8 protein-coding genes are annotated in these 18066 nt (G+C 62.7%); 7 read left to right on the top strand and 1 reads right to left on the bottom strand.

Going from position 1 to position 18066, the window contains the following annotated elements; translation table 11 throughout:
- Window positions 1–18: 18 nt before the first annotated feature.
- The 7 genes from KF892_08615 (at window position 19) to KF892_08585 (ending at window position 17578) form a co-directional block, all read left to right on the top strand.
- Window positions 19–2256 (top strand): EAL domain-containing protein, encoded by a 2238-nt coding sequence (locus KF892_08615; protein ID MBX3625058.1) that lies wholly within the window; start codon window positions 19–21, stop codon window positions 2254–2256.
- A 19-nt stretch (window positions 2257–2275) separates the two neighbouring features.
- Window positions 2276–3973, top strand: a complete 1698-nt coding sequence (locus KF892_08610; GenBank protein MBX3625057.1) for a diguanylate cyclase — start codon at window positions 2276–2278, stop codon at window positions 3971–3973.
- Window positions 3974–4041: 68 nt separating this feature from the next.
- A complete protein-coding gene (locus tag KF892_08605; GenBank protein ID MBX3625056.1) occupies window positions 4042–4650 on the top strand; it encodes a hypothetical protein in 609 nt (202 codons plus the stop codon).
- Between the two features lie 267 nt (window positions 4651–4917).
- Window positions 4918–6123 carry an integrase arm-type DNA-binding domain-containing protein gene (locus KF892_08600; protein ID MBX3625055.1) on the top strand — a complete coding sequence of 402 codons (1206 nt, stop codon included), beginning with the start codon at window positions 4918–4920 and terminating at the stop codon, window positions 6121–6123.
- 439 nt (window positions 6124–6562) lie between these two features.
- On the top strand, window positions 6563–9604 hold the full coding sequence (locus KF892_08595; protein ID MBX3625054.1) for a hypothetical protein: 3042 nt from the start codon (window positions 6563–6565) through the stop codon (window positions 9602–9604).
- An 11-nt stretch (window positions 9605–9615) separates the two neighbouring features.
- Window positions 9616–15912, top strand: a complete 6297-nt coding sequence (locus KF892_08590) for a DEAD/DEAH box helicase (protein MBX3625053.1) — start codon at window positions 9616–9618, stop codon at window positions 15910–15912.
- Window positions 15913–15919: 7 nt separating this feature from the next.
- Entirely contained in the window at window positions 15920–17578 is a 1659-nt protein-coding gene (locus KF892_08585; protein ID MBX3625052.1) for an NERD domain-containing protein, read from the top strand.
- 29 nt (window positions 17579–17607) lie between these two features.
- On the opposite strand, the gene vsr is transcribed toward KF892_08585, so the two are convergent.
- On the bottom strand, window positions 17608–18051 hold the full coding sequence (vsr, locus tag KF892_08580) for a DNA mismatch endonuclease Vsr (GenBank protein MBX3625051.1): 444 nt from the start codon (window positions 18049–18051) through the stop codon (window positions 17608–17610).
- Window positions 18052–18066: the final 15 nt, after the last annotated feature.

Raw genomic sequence — 18066 nt, 5'->3', positions numbered from 1 at the left:
GCCCTGGCTGACGACGACATGCTCGTCCAGCCCAAGGTGCTGCTGGTCGACGACGACGAAGTCAACCTCCTGCTCACCGCCATCGCCCTGCGCGAGCGTGGCTTCTCCATCACCGAGGCCACGAGCGGTGAGCGCGCCATCCAGCTGCTGGCCGACTGGCTGCCCGACGTGGTGGTGCTCGACGCCCTGATGCCCGGGCTCGACGGCTTCCAGACCTGCGCCGAGCTGCGCAACCTGCCGGGCTTCGAATCGCTGCCGGTGCTGATGCTGACCGGCCTCGACGACGACGCCTCCATCACCCGCGCCTATGAAGCCGGCGCCACCGACTTCTTCGTCAAGTCCACCCAGTGGAGCCTCTTGGCGGGCCGCCTGCGCTATTTGCTGCGCTCCTCGCGCACCCGGCTCGAACTCGAGCGCAGCAAGGCCAAGCTGGCCCGCGCGCAAGACCTGGCCCGCATGGGCAGCTTCGACTGGCGCGTGGGGCAGGGCAGCCCGGTGTTCTCGATCGAAGGCCTGCGCGTCTTCGGCATGGGGCCCGGCGACCAGGTGAGCATGCGCGGCCTGCTGCGCATGATCCCGAGCGAAAACCGCGAAGGCTTCATGCTGGTGCTGCACGATGTCTTCCGCCACAGCTCGGTGCTCGCCACCGACCTGCCGGTGGTGCTGCCCGATGGGCGGCAGCAGCGCATCATCCACATCGAAGCCGAGCCCGAGTTCAACGAGCACGGCAACCTGTCGGGTTACACCGGCATCGTGCAAGACGTGACCGACCGGCGCATGGCCGAAGACAAGATCCGCCACCTGGCGAACTTCGATGCGCTCACCGGCCTGCCCAACCGCCGCCAGCTGATCTGGCGCGCCGAGCGCGCGCTCGAGCACGCCCGCCGCCTCAACCACCCCGTCGCGCTGTTGCTGATTGACCTTGACCGCTTCAAGGTCATCAACGACACGCTGGGCCACGGCGCGGGCGACGAGCTGCTGATGGAAGTCTCGCGCCGGCTGCGCTCGTGCGTGCGGCACTCCGACCAGGTGATGGAAACCTCGGTCGAGTCGATGGGCTCGCGCTCGCACCGTTCGCTCGAAGCCGTGGGCCGCCTGGGCGGCGATGAATTCGTGGCGCTCTTGCCCGAGGTGTCGGACGAGAGCGACGCCGAGCGCGTGGCCGACCGCATCCTCGACGTGATGCGCGAGCCGATCTTCGTGGGCGGGCAGGAGTGCTTCGTCACCGCCTCGGTGGGCATCGCGATGTTCCCGCGCGACGGCGCGACGGTCGCCGACCTGATGCGCAGTTCCGACGTCGCCATGTACTCGGTGAAGGCGCAAGGGCGCAATGCCGCGCTCTTGTACCGCCCGGCACTGGCCGGCAAGGGCCGCGAGAAGCTCGAGCTGGAAAGCGCGCTGCACAAGGCCATCGAGCGCAACGAGCTGGTGTTGCACTACCAACCGAAGGTGGATGTGCGCGGCGCCAAGATGGTGGGCGTGGAAGCGCTGATGCGCTGGCAGCGCGGCAGCATGCTGGTGCCGCCGGGCGACTTCATCCCGCTGGCCGAAGAAACCGGCCTCATCATTCCGCTCAGCGAATGGGCGATCCGCGAGGCAGCACGCCAGGCGCGGCTGTGGCAAGACAGCTTCGGCTTCGCCGACTCCATCGCGGTCAACCTGCCCAATCGCCTCTTCGAACGCACCGACCTGGTCGAGCACATCCACCAGGCCGTCACCAGCTACGGCGTGCCGCACCATGCGATCGAACTCGAGATCACCGAGACGGGCCTGATGAAGGACCTGCAGAACGTGATCCCGTCGCTGCACCGGCTCAACGAGATCGGCGTCGAGATCTCGATCGACGACTTCGGCACCGGCTACTCGTCGCTCGCCTATCTCACCACGCTGCCGATCAGCGAGTTGAAGATCGACCGCTCCTTCGTGCGCGACCTCGGCATGACGCCGCAAAGCTCGGCCGTCGTCACCGCCATCATCGCGCTCGCCCGCTCGCTCGGCCTGCGCGTGATCGCCGAAGGCGTGGAGAACATGCGCCAGATGGAAGTGCTGCACCGCCTCGGTTGCGTGGTGATGCAGGGCTTCCTCTTCAGCAAGGCCCAGCCACCCGATGTGCTGGAGCAGTGGCTCGAGCAGACCGTGTTGCCGCGCAAAGCGCCGTGGATCGTCAACGCCGACGAATCCAACGCGGCCGAGTCGCTGCGGGCGGCGATCGAGGCGCGTTCGCGCTTCGGCACGCCGCAGGGCGGCAACGTCTGAGCTTTCTCTTTCCCGTTTGATGGACATGACCAATTCGCCGCGCGCCGAGGCCGTGCCGGCCGCGCTCGCCAAAGCGGCGCTGCGCCGGCTGGTGATGGACAAGCAGGAGCCCACGCCCGAAAACTACGCGCGTGCCTACCACCAGGAAGCCGGCACCACGCCGCCTGCCGGGCCACCGGTTGCTGGCGCCGTGGGCGAGAAGCAGGAGTCGGCCGCGCAGGCCGATGCGCTCGCCAAGCTCATCGAGCGGGTGGTGCGCGGCGTGCAGCGCGGCGGTCGCCAATGGACCACCGCCCGCAAGAAAGACAGCCTGCAGCGTGTGCTCTCCAGCTCGCGTAGCGATGTGAACCGCCTGCAGCAGCGCCTCAACCAGCTGCTCAACGGCTGGGAGAGCGACACCATCGACGGTGCCGTCGACCCCGAAGCGGCGGCGATGGAGGTCGAACAGCCCTGGGCCGACCCGACGCAGCCTGCGCCGCTGATGGAGCTGCCGGGCGGGGCGCCGGCGCCGGCCACCGACAGCACGCCCGTCTGGCACGACGTGATGCAGGCCCTGAGTGGCACCTTGCAGCAGGCGCTGCCGGCGCCCCCCGCGCCGAGCGCCGAGCTGGCAGATGAACTCGCCGCCCTCGTGCGGCGCATCCGCGAGCGGGGCCCGACCGTCGGCCAGAGCGACGAACTCGACCAGCTCTGCAAGCGCGCCACCCGGGCGCTGGCCCACCGCCAGCACCTGATCGAACAGCTCGGCACACTCTGCGGCGAACTCACCGCGAGCCTCGTCGAGCTGGCCGAAGACCAGAGCTGGGCGCAAGGCCAGAGCGAGGCCATGCGCGACGAGATCGGCCAGGGCCTCACCTCGCGCAGCGTCAAGTCGGTGAGCGAGCTGCTGCACCACACGCGCGAACACCAGCGCCAGCTGCGCGTGGAGCGCGCCAAGGCGCAAGACCAGCTCAAGCAACTCATCACCCGCATGCTCGCCGAGCTGGGCGAACTCGGCTCGCAGACTGGCCGCTTCCACGAGAACATCGGCCGTTATGCCGACGTGATCGAGCAAGCCGATTCGCTGGAGAGCCTGGCGGGCGTGGTGCGCGAGATGGTGGAAGAAAGCCGCACCGTGCAGTCGCTCGTGAAGGTGGCGCAGGGCAAGCTGCAATACGAGCACGAGCGAGCCACCGGGCTCTCGGAGCGCGTGGTCGAGCTCGAGACCGAGCTGCGCCGCTTGTCGGAAGAAGTGTCGACCGACCAGCTCACCAAGATCGCCAACCGGCGAGGCCTCTTGCAGGCCTTCGATGCGGAGCGCGCACGCCAGGGGCGCGATGGTTCCACGCTGTCGATCGGCCTGCTCGACATTGACAACTTCAAGAAGCTCAACGACGAACTCGGCCACAACGCCGGCGACGTGGCGCTCAAGTCGCTCGCCGAGGTGGTGAGCAAGACCCTGCGGCCCACCGACATGGTGGCGCGCTACGGCGGCGAAGAGTTCGTGGTGCTCTTGCCCAACACGCCGGTGAACGAAGGCGAGCAGATCCTGACGCGCCTGCAGCGCTCGCTCTCGGGCGGGCTCTTCATGCACGAAGACAAGCGCATCTTCGTCACCTTCTCGGCCGGCGTGACGGCCTATCGGCCGGGCGAGCGCATCGAAGTGGCGCTGGAGCGCGCCGACGAGGCCTTGTACGAGGCCAAGCGCACCGGCAAGAACCGCACCTGCATCAACTAAGGCTTGCGCTGGCGGGGGCGATGGCCCTCGCGGCATGATCGTGTCATCCCGATGACCAGGAGACCGACATGCGTGCCGCTGCCTTGATTCCGCTTGCTGCCGGCCTTGCCCTGCTCGCAGGCTGCGCGACCAACCCGCTCGACGCGCAGTGGTCTGACCCGCAGCTCACCGCCAATGCGCCGTTGAAGGGCGCCCGCGTGCTCGTGGTTTGCGAAGCGCAAGACGAGGTGTTGCGCCGCATCTGCCAGGACAGCGTGGGCGTCGAGTTGACGAAGGTCGGCGTGTCGCCCGTGGCCGCGCCCGACGTCGGCGCCAGCACCTCGGCCCCCGGTGGGCCGGCGCCCTATGTGAGCGCGGCGCGGGCGGCCAACGCGAAGGCGGTGCTCGTGACCTCGATCGCACCGGGGCAGACGGTGGCCCGGCCTGGGTTCACGGTGGGCATCGGCGTGGGTGGCTTCGGCGGCGGCGTGGGGGGCGGGGTGGGGGTGTCGGCCCCGATGGGCGGCACGCGTATCGCCACGGCCTACGCCGCCAACGCCTCGCTCACCGACGTGGCCACGGGCCGCTTGATGTGGACCGCCCGGGCCAGCGAGCCGGCGTCGGAGGTCACGAGCGCCCAGGTGGCGAACCTGGCGAAGAAGGTGGTGGAGGGGGCGGGCCAGTCGAAGCTGTACTGAACGAACTGGCGGAAGAGGTGACCGCCAAGAATGTTATCCATCTTGGTCTTGGAAAGTCCAAGAAAGCCTCGGAAATATAGTCGTAGCAACGATTTCCGAGATTTCATGCGTCCAAAGAAATCCATGAGCTGGTCGCAGTTGTCCACGGTAAGATATGGATAGAGATTGTTGGACATTTGCTCGGATATGACGACCGCACGCCCAGCCACCACTAAACGCCCGTACAGCACAAGCAGGAACAGGCTCAAAGCCATCGAGGTCGGACGTATGACCGAGCCTGGCTTTCACCACGACGGCGGTGGTCTCTATTTACAGATATCCAAACGGTATGGGACTAAGTCTTGGGTCTTTCGCTATCGCCTTGGTGGCAAGTTGCGGGACATGGGATTGGGGTCCTTTAGTGACTTTTCGCTTGCGCAGGCTCGCGAGCGTGCGAGCGAAATGCGACGGCTCGTTGCGGACAAGATTGACCCCATAGATCAAAAGAAAGAGCGTCTACAGAAGTTGGTTTTGGAGCGCAAAAAGGCGGCGGTTAGCTTCGAGAAGTGTGCGGAGGACTATCACGCAAGAGAAGCTGGGCGTTGGAAGAATGCCAAGCATGCGGACCAGTGGATCAACACGCTGAGGGCTCACGCGTTCCCGGTAATCGGAAATCGGCAAGTTGACAGCATCACCAAGGCGGACGTCATGTCTGTGCTTGAGCCGATCTGGACTGAGAAGCCTGAAACTGCGAGCCGCGTTAGACAACGCATCCGCGCGGTTCTTGAGTGGGCAGCGGCAACGGAGCTTTGTCCGAGTTATTCGCCGGTTATGTGGTCCCAAATTGAGGTGTCACTTGGGACCAATCGTGCCAAAGCCACAAGAAAGCATCACGCGGCATGTCCCTACCAAGACGTCAGGGCTGTTCTTCGCGCGTTGTGGGACAGCGATAGCGGTGTGATCGTGAAGCTCGCATTTGAATTCACTGTTCTTACCGCTGCTCGTTCGGGTGAGGTTCGGGGAGCGCAGTGGTCAGAGATCAAATGGGAAGACCGGATTTGGGCGATCCCTGGGCCACGAATGAAGTCGGGCAAAGAGCATCGTGTTCCTCTTTCCGTTCGTGCGATTCAAATTCTTCGTGATGCCGAATCGTTGTGCGAAGGCAGGGATTTAATCTTCTGCCACCCCAAGACGATGAAGCCGTACAGCGACGCTGTCTTCACCAGCTTGCTTCACAAGGGACTCGGCCTGCCTTACACGATGCATGGCTTTCGGTCCTCGTTCCGTGACTGGGGGAGCGAGAAAACCATCCATGCCCGTGAGCTGCTGGAGGTTTCCCTGGCTCACCTTCCTGGCGACAGCACAGAGCTTGCGTATTGGCGAGGCGACGTACTTGAACGCCGACGCACTTTGATGGAGGAATGGGCTGCTTATGTGGGCATTCCAACGCAGGCCTCTGTGAAGGGTGCCCGAAGAGCCAAGACCGCACGCTAATGACAACGCCATCCTCGGTTACCCCGATGAAGTCGCGGCTGCCCTACCAAGCACTAGCGAAGCCGTGCACCCTTGCCATGTGCCGATCAAAGAGGAATATAGGCACCTTACGGCCAATTCCTGCCGCTCAAAGAAGGTGAAAACGGTAGCTGGATGCTCGCCAGCGATACGCTACGCGGCGGATGACTGCTCAACTGTCGCATGACGACTGAACACCTACGCCTCGGACCTCCTCGGGCTAGCTCGGGGTGTAACGCATCGTAAATCCGAGGAGAATCAGTGCATAGCAAGAATGCACCCGAGGGAGAGCGACGTGTACCTGGCCGGAATCAGGACAAAGGGACCCGCGTACTTTGAATGCGTATCGGGCCCAAGCGACGTGTCGCGGCTAACCGGGTCGCGCCAATCCCAGAACGATTGGCGCTGATACGAGCTGACGATGTCGAGATTCTTGGCGTGGAACGCTCTTCTGCTCTCGGAATTCTTTTCGCCTGCATCGGCACAGGAAGAGGTCTGGCTTCACACGACGCGAAATGAGCTTGATTCGTTCGGAATCCACCTTGGGGGTGCGGCTGGGCTGATTGATGCTGTTTCGGCCGGTGCACCATGGCTGCCGTCCAGGATCGAGACGTGCGCTGAAGCAGCCCTGAGGCTAGTTTCCCAGCGAAAGAACCGGCTGCTGGCGGCCAGCCAATATGTTGACCCCGGTACGTCGAACGTCGACTACGCAGACGTAAGGGCGCCAACCTACCTGCCGATCCTAGCCCTGTGGGTGCTTGCATCGTCCGAGGGGCAAGGCAAGGGCTTCTATGCTGCGGTGGAATCGCTGCTCGGGAAGGGCACGAGCTTCCCCAATACAGGCGTCGTGACCAGCGCGATGTCGTTCACCTGGCAGGATCTCGAGACGTGGTCGACGAAGGAATGCGGCGGTCGGTTTGGCATGTTCAAGCGACGGGTCCTTGGGGCACATTGCTATGTCGGGCTGCCACGATCCCAGTGCCTCATCGGCCGTACGGACGAACGCAACCTCAAGCGTCTCTTCGCCGAGTTGCACCTCCGCCCAGGCGAGCAGGTGACACCAAAGCTTTTGTCACGCTTGCTCTCAGACGGACGGGATGCCGAATTCCTGAGCAACGCCCTGCGCTCCGCCATGGCGGACAAGGACTACGAGGATCCCCTGCACACGCACCTCCAGCGGCTGCTGGATTCCTGGGATGGACTGAAGCCTCGCTACACACATGGTCCAGCCGCTAACGACCCGGCTACTCTCGGCGAGGCCGCCAGCACTAACGAAGGGGAACTCGTCACGCTGGTTCTGTCCGAGTCCGATGAAATCGAGAATGGCTGGGACGTGCGCTGGCGCATCCAAGCCCCGACCGACAACCTGACTTGCTTCATCCGGTTGCTTGGACAATCCGTGCCGGCCCGCTTTCATGCCGCCGAAGCGACATTCGTGACTGTCCATGCCGAGCCGCACAGGAAGTCATGTACCGATGCCCTTGTGCTCGCAGCGACCGATGCCGTCGAAGTCGTCGTTGCATTCGACGACGAGAACGGCGGCTCGATGGAAGAAGTGCGCCGGACACTCCACATTCCATGCGCTGCGCGACGCATCCTTTGCTGGAACACCCTTGACCCCCAGTACGGCGACTACCTGGTGGAGCGCGACATCCCGCTCTTCGGCCCGTTCTATGTCCTCTGCAGCCCTGGAGCCGAAGCGGCGACCCGAAGATGGCTGCAGGCGGAGCGAATCGCCTTTGACGGAGTGCCCTCCGGCGGCTTGCCTGATTCATGGTGGCTTGCTTGCATCCCCCAGGCAGAGCGGCTCAATGCATCTCAAAGGCAATATCTTGCGGATGTAGCCGATCCGGCCAATGTGCCGGCAGCTCGCATCCGGTTGGTCGGAGGTCGACCGCTCTTGCGCGGTGGGACACGGATCTTTGCCGCATACGACCTGCCGTTGGTCGACGTCGAAGCTCCAGATGACGCCCGTATCGAAGCGCCTGGATTAACCTTAGAGGAGGTACTGCCCGCGCAAGGCCACGAAGCAAAGGCGGCAACCAAGCGGTTCTTGATCAAACACCTTGCCGACCTCCGAGGCGCGTTCGACATCAAGGTACTGGCAGGCAACCTTTCGCTCGCGGAAGCACGCCTACGGATCGCGTACGGGGATGGCGAAGGTCGAGGCCAGACGAAGCCCTACTCCATGGGAAGCCTTGGACAATCTCGCACCGATGAGGAGGGGCTTAGGGGCACCACGATCGGCACGCACGTCGTTGACTCCTGCCAAGAAGTCACTTGCTATCCCGAGACTGGCTACTTCGACGACGATTTCGGCCAACCGATCGAAGACTTGGGAATTGCGAAGTTTCTAAACAGCTTAGGACGGCTTGGGACAATCGCGTACGCAGCGGCTAGGGACGAACTGCGGCGACACTGCGTCGACGCCGATCCAATGCCGCTGTTGATGGATCTTCGAGCAAGAGGTTGCCTGGAGATCCAAGCGGATGCCAAGGGGCATGTGGTCCGCGTGCACAGCGTCGTTCCATCGTTGTACGAGCTGCCGATTTCGTTGACTGGCTTCGCGGTGGCGGGTGTCGCGGGAACGCTGACGCTGCCGGAGTGGGCTAGGCTTCGCGCCTGCAGCGAACTCTTGGTCTCGACTGCGGGCCAAGGACGCGGTTTCTTGCCTGCAGTGCGTGTCGCCGCCGAGTCGCTCGACAAGATCCGCCACGCAAGCACGGCTATGGGCTTCCAGTTCAGTATGGCGCCAGCCACTTCGATAGCAAGCTGGTCAGGCTCTATTGAAGATGCGCGGCGAACTTTCGTACGAGATGGATGGGAGCACTTTGCCACGAAGCTATCCAACCTACATCGCATGAAATGGCACTCGGCGCAATTCGCGGCGGCACGCACCGAGCAGATGACGATCGACAGGGAAATCGGGGCACAGCTCTTTCGCTTCGACGACCCACAGGCCTGGCCACTTCAGCTCTACGCGCTTGGCATTCGCGATCAAGAAGGCAACAGTCGGTATTCGCACATCCATGATTCTCGGTGGGGGGTTTGGATCTCCGTGCTTGCCTTCGCTCGTCTGATGTATGACAGGTACGGAAGACGAGACGCATTGCCGTGGCCATTCCCATACGACCCAAAGACGCGTGACCTGTGGCTTCCAGCTCGCATGCGTCCTCCAGCGGCTCTCGAGAGAGCACTTTGCTTGTGTTCTGGTGGTAGCGCGGAAGTTCACTTCCTGACGACTGACGACGCGATCAGCGATCGATTGCCCATGCTGGGTCACGCTGGCCGAGCCATCGGATTCGTGAGCACGGTCTACGAGGGGTTCTTCCCTGCCCATTGGCTACGCTTTCGCGACGTTCCAGTCGAAGTTGCGTCCATCGTTGCCTCGCGCTTGGGCGGCTCACCCGACTCGATAGCCTCGACGACGGGCTCCAACCTTCAATCAATGACGACAGCATAGGGAGGATAAAAATGAGCCAGACGATTGGCAACGATCCAATAGGTTCCTGGGACGAACTCCAGGATCAGTTGAAGCGATACGTCAAGTCTGCCTTCGGCACGAACTCACCGTCGTTTGAGAAGGAGCGCGCCAACCTGCTGGACACGCCTGGGGTGTTCTTCCAAGATCCGTATCTGGAACTACTACCCCAATACAGCACCGCGAAGGACCTTGGTGCCCTCGACGCAGCTGACCTTCCCGGTCTATCCGAAGAAGCGAGGCGAGGCTTTATCGCGCTCGCTGGATCGGGACTCATGCCTCCCAGCGCGATCTTGTACGTGCACCAGCAGAACATGCTTCGCGCCGCGCTGGAGCGGAAACACTGCGTCGTGGTAACTGGAACGGGTTCGGGGAAGACCGAATCATTTCTTCTGCCGGTTATGGCGTCGATCGCCAAGGAAGCACTCCGACAACCGGCCGGTTGGAAGGCAGCCAAGCCGCCCGCAAAGTCCGCGATCCCTTGGACGCCATCCGCACCACCCACGTGGGACGTCTGCCGAGCCACAGCGCGCAATGAAGCCCGGCGCCCTGCCGTGCGTGCATTGCTCCTCTATCCGATGAATGCCCTGGTCGAAGACCAGATGTCACGACTGCGCAAGGCGCTTGATTCGGACGAGGCCCTAGCTGCGATGGACAAGCACTGGGGCTCGAACCGCATCCGGTTTGGCCGCTACAACGGGTCGACTCCTGTATCGGGGCACCCGTTCAAGTTCGACGCAGCCGGACAACGGCAACCCAACACCACTAAACGGTCGGAATTGAGCGCCGACATCAAGGACGCCATCAAGCAACATCAAGACCTCGCCACCGCGCTTGAGTCAGCTCGTGTTGCGCTTGATGAGGCAGAAGAGGCGAACTCTGCTGACTTGCCCCATCTTGAACGCAAGGTCGCGGATCTCGAAGAGCAGGTGCGCTTCGTCCCACGCATGACCTTGGACGCAGCGGAGATGTTCCATCGCTGGGAAATGCAGGCATCGCCCCCCGACATGCTGATCACCAACGTCAGCATGCTGTCGATCATGCTGATGCGGCACAGCGATCCTCAATTGCAGGGAGATCGCTCGGATTCCGACATCTTCGTCGCCACGCGCAAATGGCTCGAGGAGGATACGGACAACCACGTTTTCCAACTCGTCATTGACGAGCTGCACCTGTATCGCGGCGCCGCGGGCACCGAGGTCGGCTATCTCCTTAGGTTGCTCATGGACCGCCTTGGGCTGGAGCCACGGAGCCGCCAGCTTCAAATCCTCGCGTCCAGCGCATCATTGGATGCGAGCGCGGAGTCCACCTATGCGTTCTTGGGTGGCCTGTTCGGCTTCGATCAAGTGGATGCTCGCGCGCTCTTCCACATCGAGGCGGGGGTGAGCCTGCACAACCAGCCCGCGGTCTCGCCGGAGATGACGGCGGACTTCGCAATGCGATGCAGGGAGCTTGGGTCGGCACCTGGCAACGCCGCCCTTCTTGACTCGTTGGCTCGCGAATTCGCGACCTCTCCGCAATCGACTACCCCGGCTGAACGACTAGTGGCGGGCTTCTGGGAATCAGGGCCAAAGGGTAGGCACCGAGCTACCAGGCTTCCCGAACTGCTTGAGCGTCTCTTCCCGCAGTTCCCACGGGAAGAACGAATCGCTGCCGCTCGTGGCTTGTTCGCGTCGGTTGCAACAGCATCAGCTCTCGCTCCAAAGGTCATCCAGCCATCGTTCCCGCTCCCGCGGATTCGGTTCCACTGGATGGTCAAGAACATCGACGGTCTTTGGGCTACCGTTGGAACCCAGGCCGAAGATAGTCGTCGGCGAACGGGTCGGCTTCTGGCCGAATCGGTCATGGCAGTGGACGGCATGCGCGCCCTGGAAGTCCTCTACTGCGAATGCTGCGGCACGCAGTTGCTGGCCGGATACAAGACCTACGCGCCTGCGCCGGGACAGGCTCAGCGCTATGAGCTGGCGCCAATGCCACCGGCCATTGACGGGCTTCCGGAAGCTGGGGCGTCGACACGAACCGACGCGCAGCCGTACTCGAGCCTCGGCGTCGTACACCTAGTTCCACAGGACTGGAACGGGACCGACGATCCGGACTTATATCGCTGGAAGCACCACGCAGAAGCTCGGGACGAGAAGACGCGTCGCCCTAAGGACGACGCGCCAGCGCGTTGGGTGGAAGCTTCGATCTACCCAGCCACGGGCATCGTGGAGATCGGCGACAGCCATCCCGATGGCTCGATCCCATGCCTCTGGTTCGAGCTAGACGCCCCTACTGAGAAGGCAATCACGCTCCCAGCAATGCCGCAGCGCTGTCCGTCGTGCCACATCGACTACTCCGAGCGCCTGGGTGGACGGTCTGCACCAATTCGCTCGTTCGCCACTGGTTTGAACCAGACCTCGCTGCTCTTGACGAAGCACATGATGGGGGTAATGCCAAGCGGGCCGGGTCGCAAGCTGGTCGCGTTTTCCGACAGCCGGCAGTCAGCTGCCACGTTGGCCAATGGCGTCGAAGCTGAGCAATGGAGGCATCTGCTGCGCATCGCCGTGCTCGAGCAGCTGAAGCAGCGTGCGACAGGCGGAATCGCTCCGCTGAAGAAGAAGCTACTCGCGGCGATTCAGGCGGGCGAGGCCGAGGCCGGAAAGCAGTTGTTGCGCGAGCAGCAGGCCGTCCTGGGCGCGGCCGATTTGCAGGAACTCAAGGCGTTCTGGGGCGAAGCCAACTCGGTACACAGCGATCCGGACTTTGCCACGGACGAAGCAAAGGCTCGTGTCTTGCGCGTCCGTCACTTCAGTCCGGGCTATGTGCGCCTTGACGATTTCCTTCACAACCCAAACCCGCAAAGGCTTGCGTTGCCTCCGATCTGGGAGTACCTCGCGAGTCTCGGAGTGAATCCTGCAGGGCCGGGAATCGACACGCGGCGAGTAGGCAACGACGACGATTGGACCTGCCTGCTCGAGTTTGGTAGAGGCAGCCAACCTCCACAGCTTGCAGCTACGAACTTCCCACGTGAAAAGGCCGACAGGCTTGAAGACTTTGGGCGCCTCCTGCGCAGGGAGGCATGGCGTGCACTATCCGGCAAGCTCCTCTACGATCTCGAGGCGCAAGGCGTGGGTTACCTCTGCTTGCCTCCGACAATCTCCCTGGAGGGGCGCGGCGGACTCGACGCGGCTACTTTCCGGGGCGTCTGTGAAGGAGTGATTCGGATCCTCTCCGAGGAAAGACGCACCGATCCCCATCAAGGGGATTCGCCAGTCACGAAGTGGACGGACCGGCAGCCCTCTGGTCACGCATTGGAAGGAACAGACAAGAAGCGAACGCTTCGCTACCTCGCCGCGTGCGCACGCGAACACTCCGTTGACGTTGATCAGCTCAGGGCCGCAATCCGCGATACCCTCGCCGCCGCAGGCCACGGCACGAGCGACGCTTGGGGCTACGTCAAGATGTCGGAGCTTTGGGCAAACGTAGTTACGCGCGAGGCCCGACCTTGGCTATGCACTAAGTGCGGCCAAATCCATTGGCAGCGCTCGGGCGGGATCTGCTCGCGGTGCAACGCCCGGCTTGATGACACGCCGAACGGGATCGTGTCCGCAGCCGAAATCGAGTCCGCACACTACTATGCGAGCTTGGCGGCTCGGAGGGATTCAGGGTTCCGCATCCACGCCGAGGAGCTGACCGGGCAAACCAATGACCAAGCCCAGCGCCAGCGGCATTTCCGGGACATCTTCTTCGATGGCGAGCACATGGACTATGTCGTGGACCGGCCCGTAGTCGCACAAGTCGATTCCATCGACCTGCTATCCGTTACGACGACCATGGAGGTTGGCGTTGACATCGGGGCGCTGCAGTCCGTCTTCCAAGCGAACATGCCGCCCGAACGGTTCAACTACCAGCAGCGTGCGGGCCGCGCCGGTCGGAAGGGGCAAGCATTTTCGGTTGTGTTGACCTATTGCCGCGGGCAGACCCACGACCGAATCCATTTCGACCATCCTGAAGAGATGACCGGTGGCGTGCCACCTCAGCCCACCGTTTCGGTGACCGACGAGCAACGGATCCTCGCAGAGCGCCTCGTCGCCAAGGAGACGTTGCGTCGAGCATTCCAGTCTGCTGGCTGCTCCTGGCGTAACTCCGGTACGCCGGTGGACACCCACGGTGAGATGGGCCTCGTCGCGGGCTACGAGGCCCGAAGGCTCGCTGTGGCCACCTGGTTCCAACAAGAGGGGAAGCAGGTCGATGCGATTGCCAGCGTCGTGGCCCGCGGCACAAGAATCGCACCTGCGTCTCTGGTTCAACAGGCGCTCACACTTCCGGCTCGCATCGACCAGATCGTGTCGAAGGAACCAGACCCAAACCGTGGCTTGGCGACTGCCCTTGCTGAAGCAGGGGTGCTTCCGATGTACGGCATGCCAACCGCCGTGCGGAATCTCTATTTCGCGCTGCCGTCGAAGCCTGCACACGGTCGCGAGGCGAGGTCGCTGGATAGGACGCTCGACCAAGCCATCACCGAGTTCGCGCCGGGATCGGAGCGCATCTGGGACAAACGCCAACTGGAGCCGAATGGTCTGGCCGGACCCATCCGCCATGCGCATCGGGACAAGTGGAAATCGGAGGGCAGGCCGATCGGCGACGCCACCTGGCAGACCTTTTGTCCCGAGTGCCGCAATCTGGACGTGCAGTTCGCTGATCCGACGACGTTCCGTCCCATCGACGATCTCCCAGGGTGGGAGCAATCCTGGGTCCGTAGTCCGCAGAAGCGGCAGTGCTCGCATTGCAAGCTCGCGAATGCAGATTTATTCCTAGCGGTTACTCCATCCGGATTCATCACCGACTTCGACATCGAGAAGCCAATCAAGCCGTCGGAAGCATCGCGAGGCGGCGGCCCTCGATCCTTCGTCGCATCGCCGAGTCTCGGCGCAGCACATCAGACGGTCGTAGGTCGGGCATCCATCGCACTGTCTCGCCAGGGAAAAGTCTATCGGGTGGCGCAAGCGCCTGGCGGCCAACCATTTGGCTTTAGCAAGGCGGCTCTCGCAAGGACTCCAAGGGGATTCCAAGAGCTTGAAGGGCAGTTGTGGAAGTCGGACAACGACTCACCGCAAATCCGGGCGAGCCTTTCTTCGCCAAAAACCACTGATATCTTGAGCGTGCGCCTGACCGATGGCGCGGGCCTGGAGTTCTTCGATTCGACGCGCTTTCTTGCTTCGCGAAAGGCGGCCTGGTATTCGGCCGCGACAATCCTTCAACGCGCCATTGCGCTCGAACTCGATGTCGACTCTCTCGATATCGAGATTGCATCGGTACACAAGCTAGCCGACGACGCAAACACTCGCGGAGCGGAGCTGTATCTGGCAGACGAACATCCGAACGGTGCCGGACTCGTGGACTGGGCGTCGAGCCATTGGGCAGACCTTCTCCAAGGCTGCGTTGAAGCCACCGGCCCACTCGCGACGTTGGGATGCATGATCAGGGAGGAGTGCAAGCGACGCTCGACGACCGACCAGGTTTGGCGTTCCCCCGATGTGCTGCTGCGCGGATTCCGAAACAGGCAGCTCCACGGTCTTATCGACTGGCGCCTCGGGATCGAATTGCTGCACGTGATGCGAGACCCATCGTTCGTGCCTGGTCGCGATTCGCTCGTCGACGCCTGGGACGTCGGAGAGGAGAGTTGGGATGTACATGCATCGCGACTCGCCCAGACATATTGCACCGCGTACGAACGCGGCAGCGCCTCCCACCTAAAAGGGAGCCTGGGAGTGCACGGCTGGATGGGTGGCGACGGTGGCTTGCCAGGCGACCGGACGTTGTTTGTCGTAAGCCACCCACTCTGGTCTCAGACGATCCTCGACGCGCACACGATCGGCCCAGCCATTCGCCAGCTCGCCATCTCAAACAACGCGTCACGTGTTCGGCTTGTCGATTCGTTCAACCTGTCGCACCGAATGGCTTGGGTACGCGGAAATCAGCAACTCTTTCCCGTCAGCGATCCGGGCGGCGCCGCGCAGACGCCAGCCGTCGCCGCTCCTGAGCAGTGGATGCAGGACGTCATCGCGCTTAGCGTCGGTGATTCAATCACGCAATCTACCTGGCGCTGGACTCGGGTGGCTGACAGCAATGGCTGGTCGTCCTCACCGGGCTTCTGGCTAGCCCTCGTCGCCGGCGAGCTATGTAAGGTGAATATCACGAACCCTCCAGGCGGAAGCTATCGCATCAAGAAGCTAGGGGCCACGGGCCATTTAGCACAGCAAGACCATCCGACCTTGACGCTGATTGCCCGTCGCTCTGACGTCTAGACCTGACATGCCAAAAATCCTCGGAACGAACAGTGCAGATCGTTGGGAGCGCGAGATTCGGAGCCAGCTCGCCGCGCAGCTTCCGCACGATTGGATCGTCGTGTGCAACATCGCGTGGGCACTGAAGAGCGATGGCGGCGTGGTCAAGGATGGCCAATGCGACTTCGTCGTCCTCGTGCCAGGGCTCGGCATGGCAATTCTCGAAGTGAAAGGATCGCGTTCGGTGCGCGTCGGGGAAGACGGCACGTGGTTTCGACGCGAGGAACACCTTCGCACCCGTGAGATCGTCCGAGAAGTTCCCATCGACGAGCCACCGCCGGAGCAGGCGTGCCGGAACATGCATTCACTCGCGCGCCTAGCGTGCGATCGGCTGCCCCGACAGGCCTTTCCCGGCGCATACGCGTTTCTCGTGGCGTATCCGAACGGTGTTGTGGAAGGGCCATCAACGCTCTACGACCCGAGCACGATCATTGCGAAGCCAGACATTCCCAAGCTCGCGAGGCGCATCAGGGAGGCACTCGAAGCTCGAATGCATGGTTCGTCGCGACAGGACTTCACCGCTGAGGTTGCAAGCAGGGTCGCCCATATATTCACGAACAGCACGTTCCGTGTCGCGGAGCGCGATACGCCCCTGGACGCGCGCGAAGACGGCGCGGCGATCGACGAGTTGACTCGCCAGCAGTTCGCTGCATTGCGAGGAGCTTTCGAGCTTCCTCGGGTAGCGATTGTCGGGCCTGCTGGTTCAGGGAAAACTTTGCTGGCGATGTGGAAGCTCGAGGCCTTGGTCGAGGAGGGCCGCCGTGCGCTGTACGTCTGTTTCAACAAGGCACTCGCCGAGTTCCTGCAGAGAACAAACCCGGGCCTGGCCGGTTCCATCACGTCCGTGGATCGCCTCTTCACCAAGATTGCCGACCACCCGAACGGCACCTTCGACGACCGCTTCTTCAAGGAGGAGCTACCGTCGCTCGTGCAAGACGTTGCTTCGGAGATGCCTCAGGCAGAGAAATATGAAGCCATCATCGTCGACGAGGGACAGGACTTCGGGGAGCTCCGCCTTCTCGCGCTACTAGAGCTTTTGGCTGATGGGGGACAGTGGCTGCTGTTCGCCGACTGGGGCCAGAACGTCTACCAAGCATCGAAGCAAGATCTCCTCGGCGCAGAGGTCACCTTCCGGCTGTATCACAACTGCCGCAACACGCAGCTCGTCAACTCCGCGACCAACGGATGTTGTAGCCTGAAGGTCGACTCAATGCCAGGCGCCCCGGTGGGTGCAACGCCGAAGGTACAGAAGACGACCCCAGCGCTCATGGCTGCAGCAGCCTGGGACGCTGTGCACGATCTAGCGCCCGAAGGGGGGGCTGTTGTCCTGTCTCCCTATCGGCTCGAAAAGAGCTGCATGAACCTCTCAAGAAAAGGCTACGGACTCGAGCTCACTGAAGACTTGGCGGACCTAGGGAAGCCCGGCCTCGTCGTGTTCTCGACTGTCAAGTCCTTCAAGGGACTCGAAGCTCGAAACGTGGTGCTCGTACACGCGGACATGCCGAATCGCATCGACGCATTTGCCGCAGAAGACCTCTACGTGGCGTGCACGCGCGCAACTGGCCGCTTCGCGATCGTCACGGCGTCGGACGAAGCTGCACGATGGTTTTCGGAGCGCATCAGGTGACGGCGTGCAAGGCAGGGAATTCGTGGCGCTCAGCCCTTCCGGAGTGCCCTCGCGGCCAGCGCAAGAAGCTCAGCCACCTTCTTGGCCGTGGCCTCTGCCTTCGCGGGAGCGGATAGCTCGCACTCCCAGACCACGATCACGGTCCAACCTAGCTCGCGAAGGCGTTTGCCGTTCCTAAGATCTCGCTCGACGTTGCGCTCGAACTTCGCCTCCCAGAACGGGGTGTTCGACTTTGGGGTCGTCGCGATCCGGCAATTGCCGTGGCGATGCCAGAAACAGCCATGCACGAACACTGCCGCTCTTCGGGACGGGAAGACGATGTCAGGTCGACCAGGAAGGTTCACGCTGTGCAGCCGATAGCGAAGGCCAAGACGGTGCAAGGCACGTCGTAGGGCAAGCTCAGGCGCCGTGTCGCGACCGCGGATGCGCGACATGCGCTCCGACCGCTGAACAGGGCTGAGAGTGTCGACCATCTCGACTATATTGCG

Origin of the sequence: Rhizobacter sp., assembly GCA_019635355.1 — a bacterium.
GTDB lineage: Bacteria > Pseudomonadota > Gammaproteobacteria > Burkholderiales > Burkholderiaceae_C > Rhizobacter.
Note: the sequence above shows the minus strand (reverse complement) of the source record. Positions and strands in the feature narration are given on the sequence as shown.

Bases quoted from the DNA above. Each gene is read 5' to 3' on its own strand.
- KF892_08610 (MBX3625057.1), top strand. From the start codon at position 2,276: ATGGACATGACCAATTCGCCGCGCGCCGAGGCCGTGCCGGCCGCGCTC.
- KF892_08600 (MBX3625055.1), top strand. From the start codon at position 4,918: ATGACCGAGCCTGGCTTTCACCACGACGGCGGTGGTCTCTATTTACAG.
- KF892_08585 (MBX3625052.1), top strand. From the start codon at position 15,920: ATGCCAAAAATCCTCGGAACGAACAGTGCAGATCGTTGGGAGCGCGAG.
- KF892_08615 (MBX3625058.1), top strand. From the start codon at position 19: ATGCTCGTCCAGCCCAAGGTGCTGCTGGTCGACGACGACGAAGTCAAC.
- KF892_08590 (MBX3625053.1), top strand. From the start codon at position 9,616: ATGAGCCAGACGATTGGCAACGATCCAATAGGTTCCTGGGACGAACTC.
- vsr (MBX3625051.1), bottom strand. From the start codon at position 18,051: ATGGTCGACACTCTCAGCCCTGTTCAGCGGTCGGAGCGCATGTCGCGC.
- KF892_08605 (MBX3625056.1), top strand. From the start codon at position 4,042: ATGCGTGCCGCTGCCTTGATTCCGCTTGCTGCCGGCCTTGCCCTGCTC.
- KF892_08595 (MBX3625054.1), top strand. From the start codon at position 6,563: ATGTCGAGATTCTTGGCGTGGAACGCTCTTCTGCTCTCGGAATTCTTT.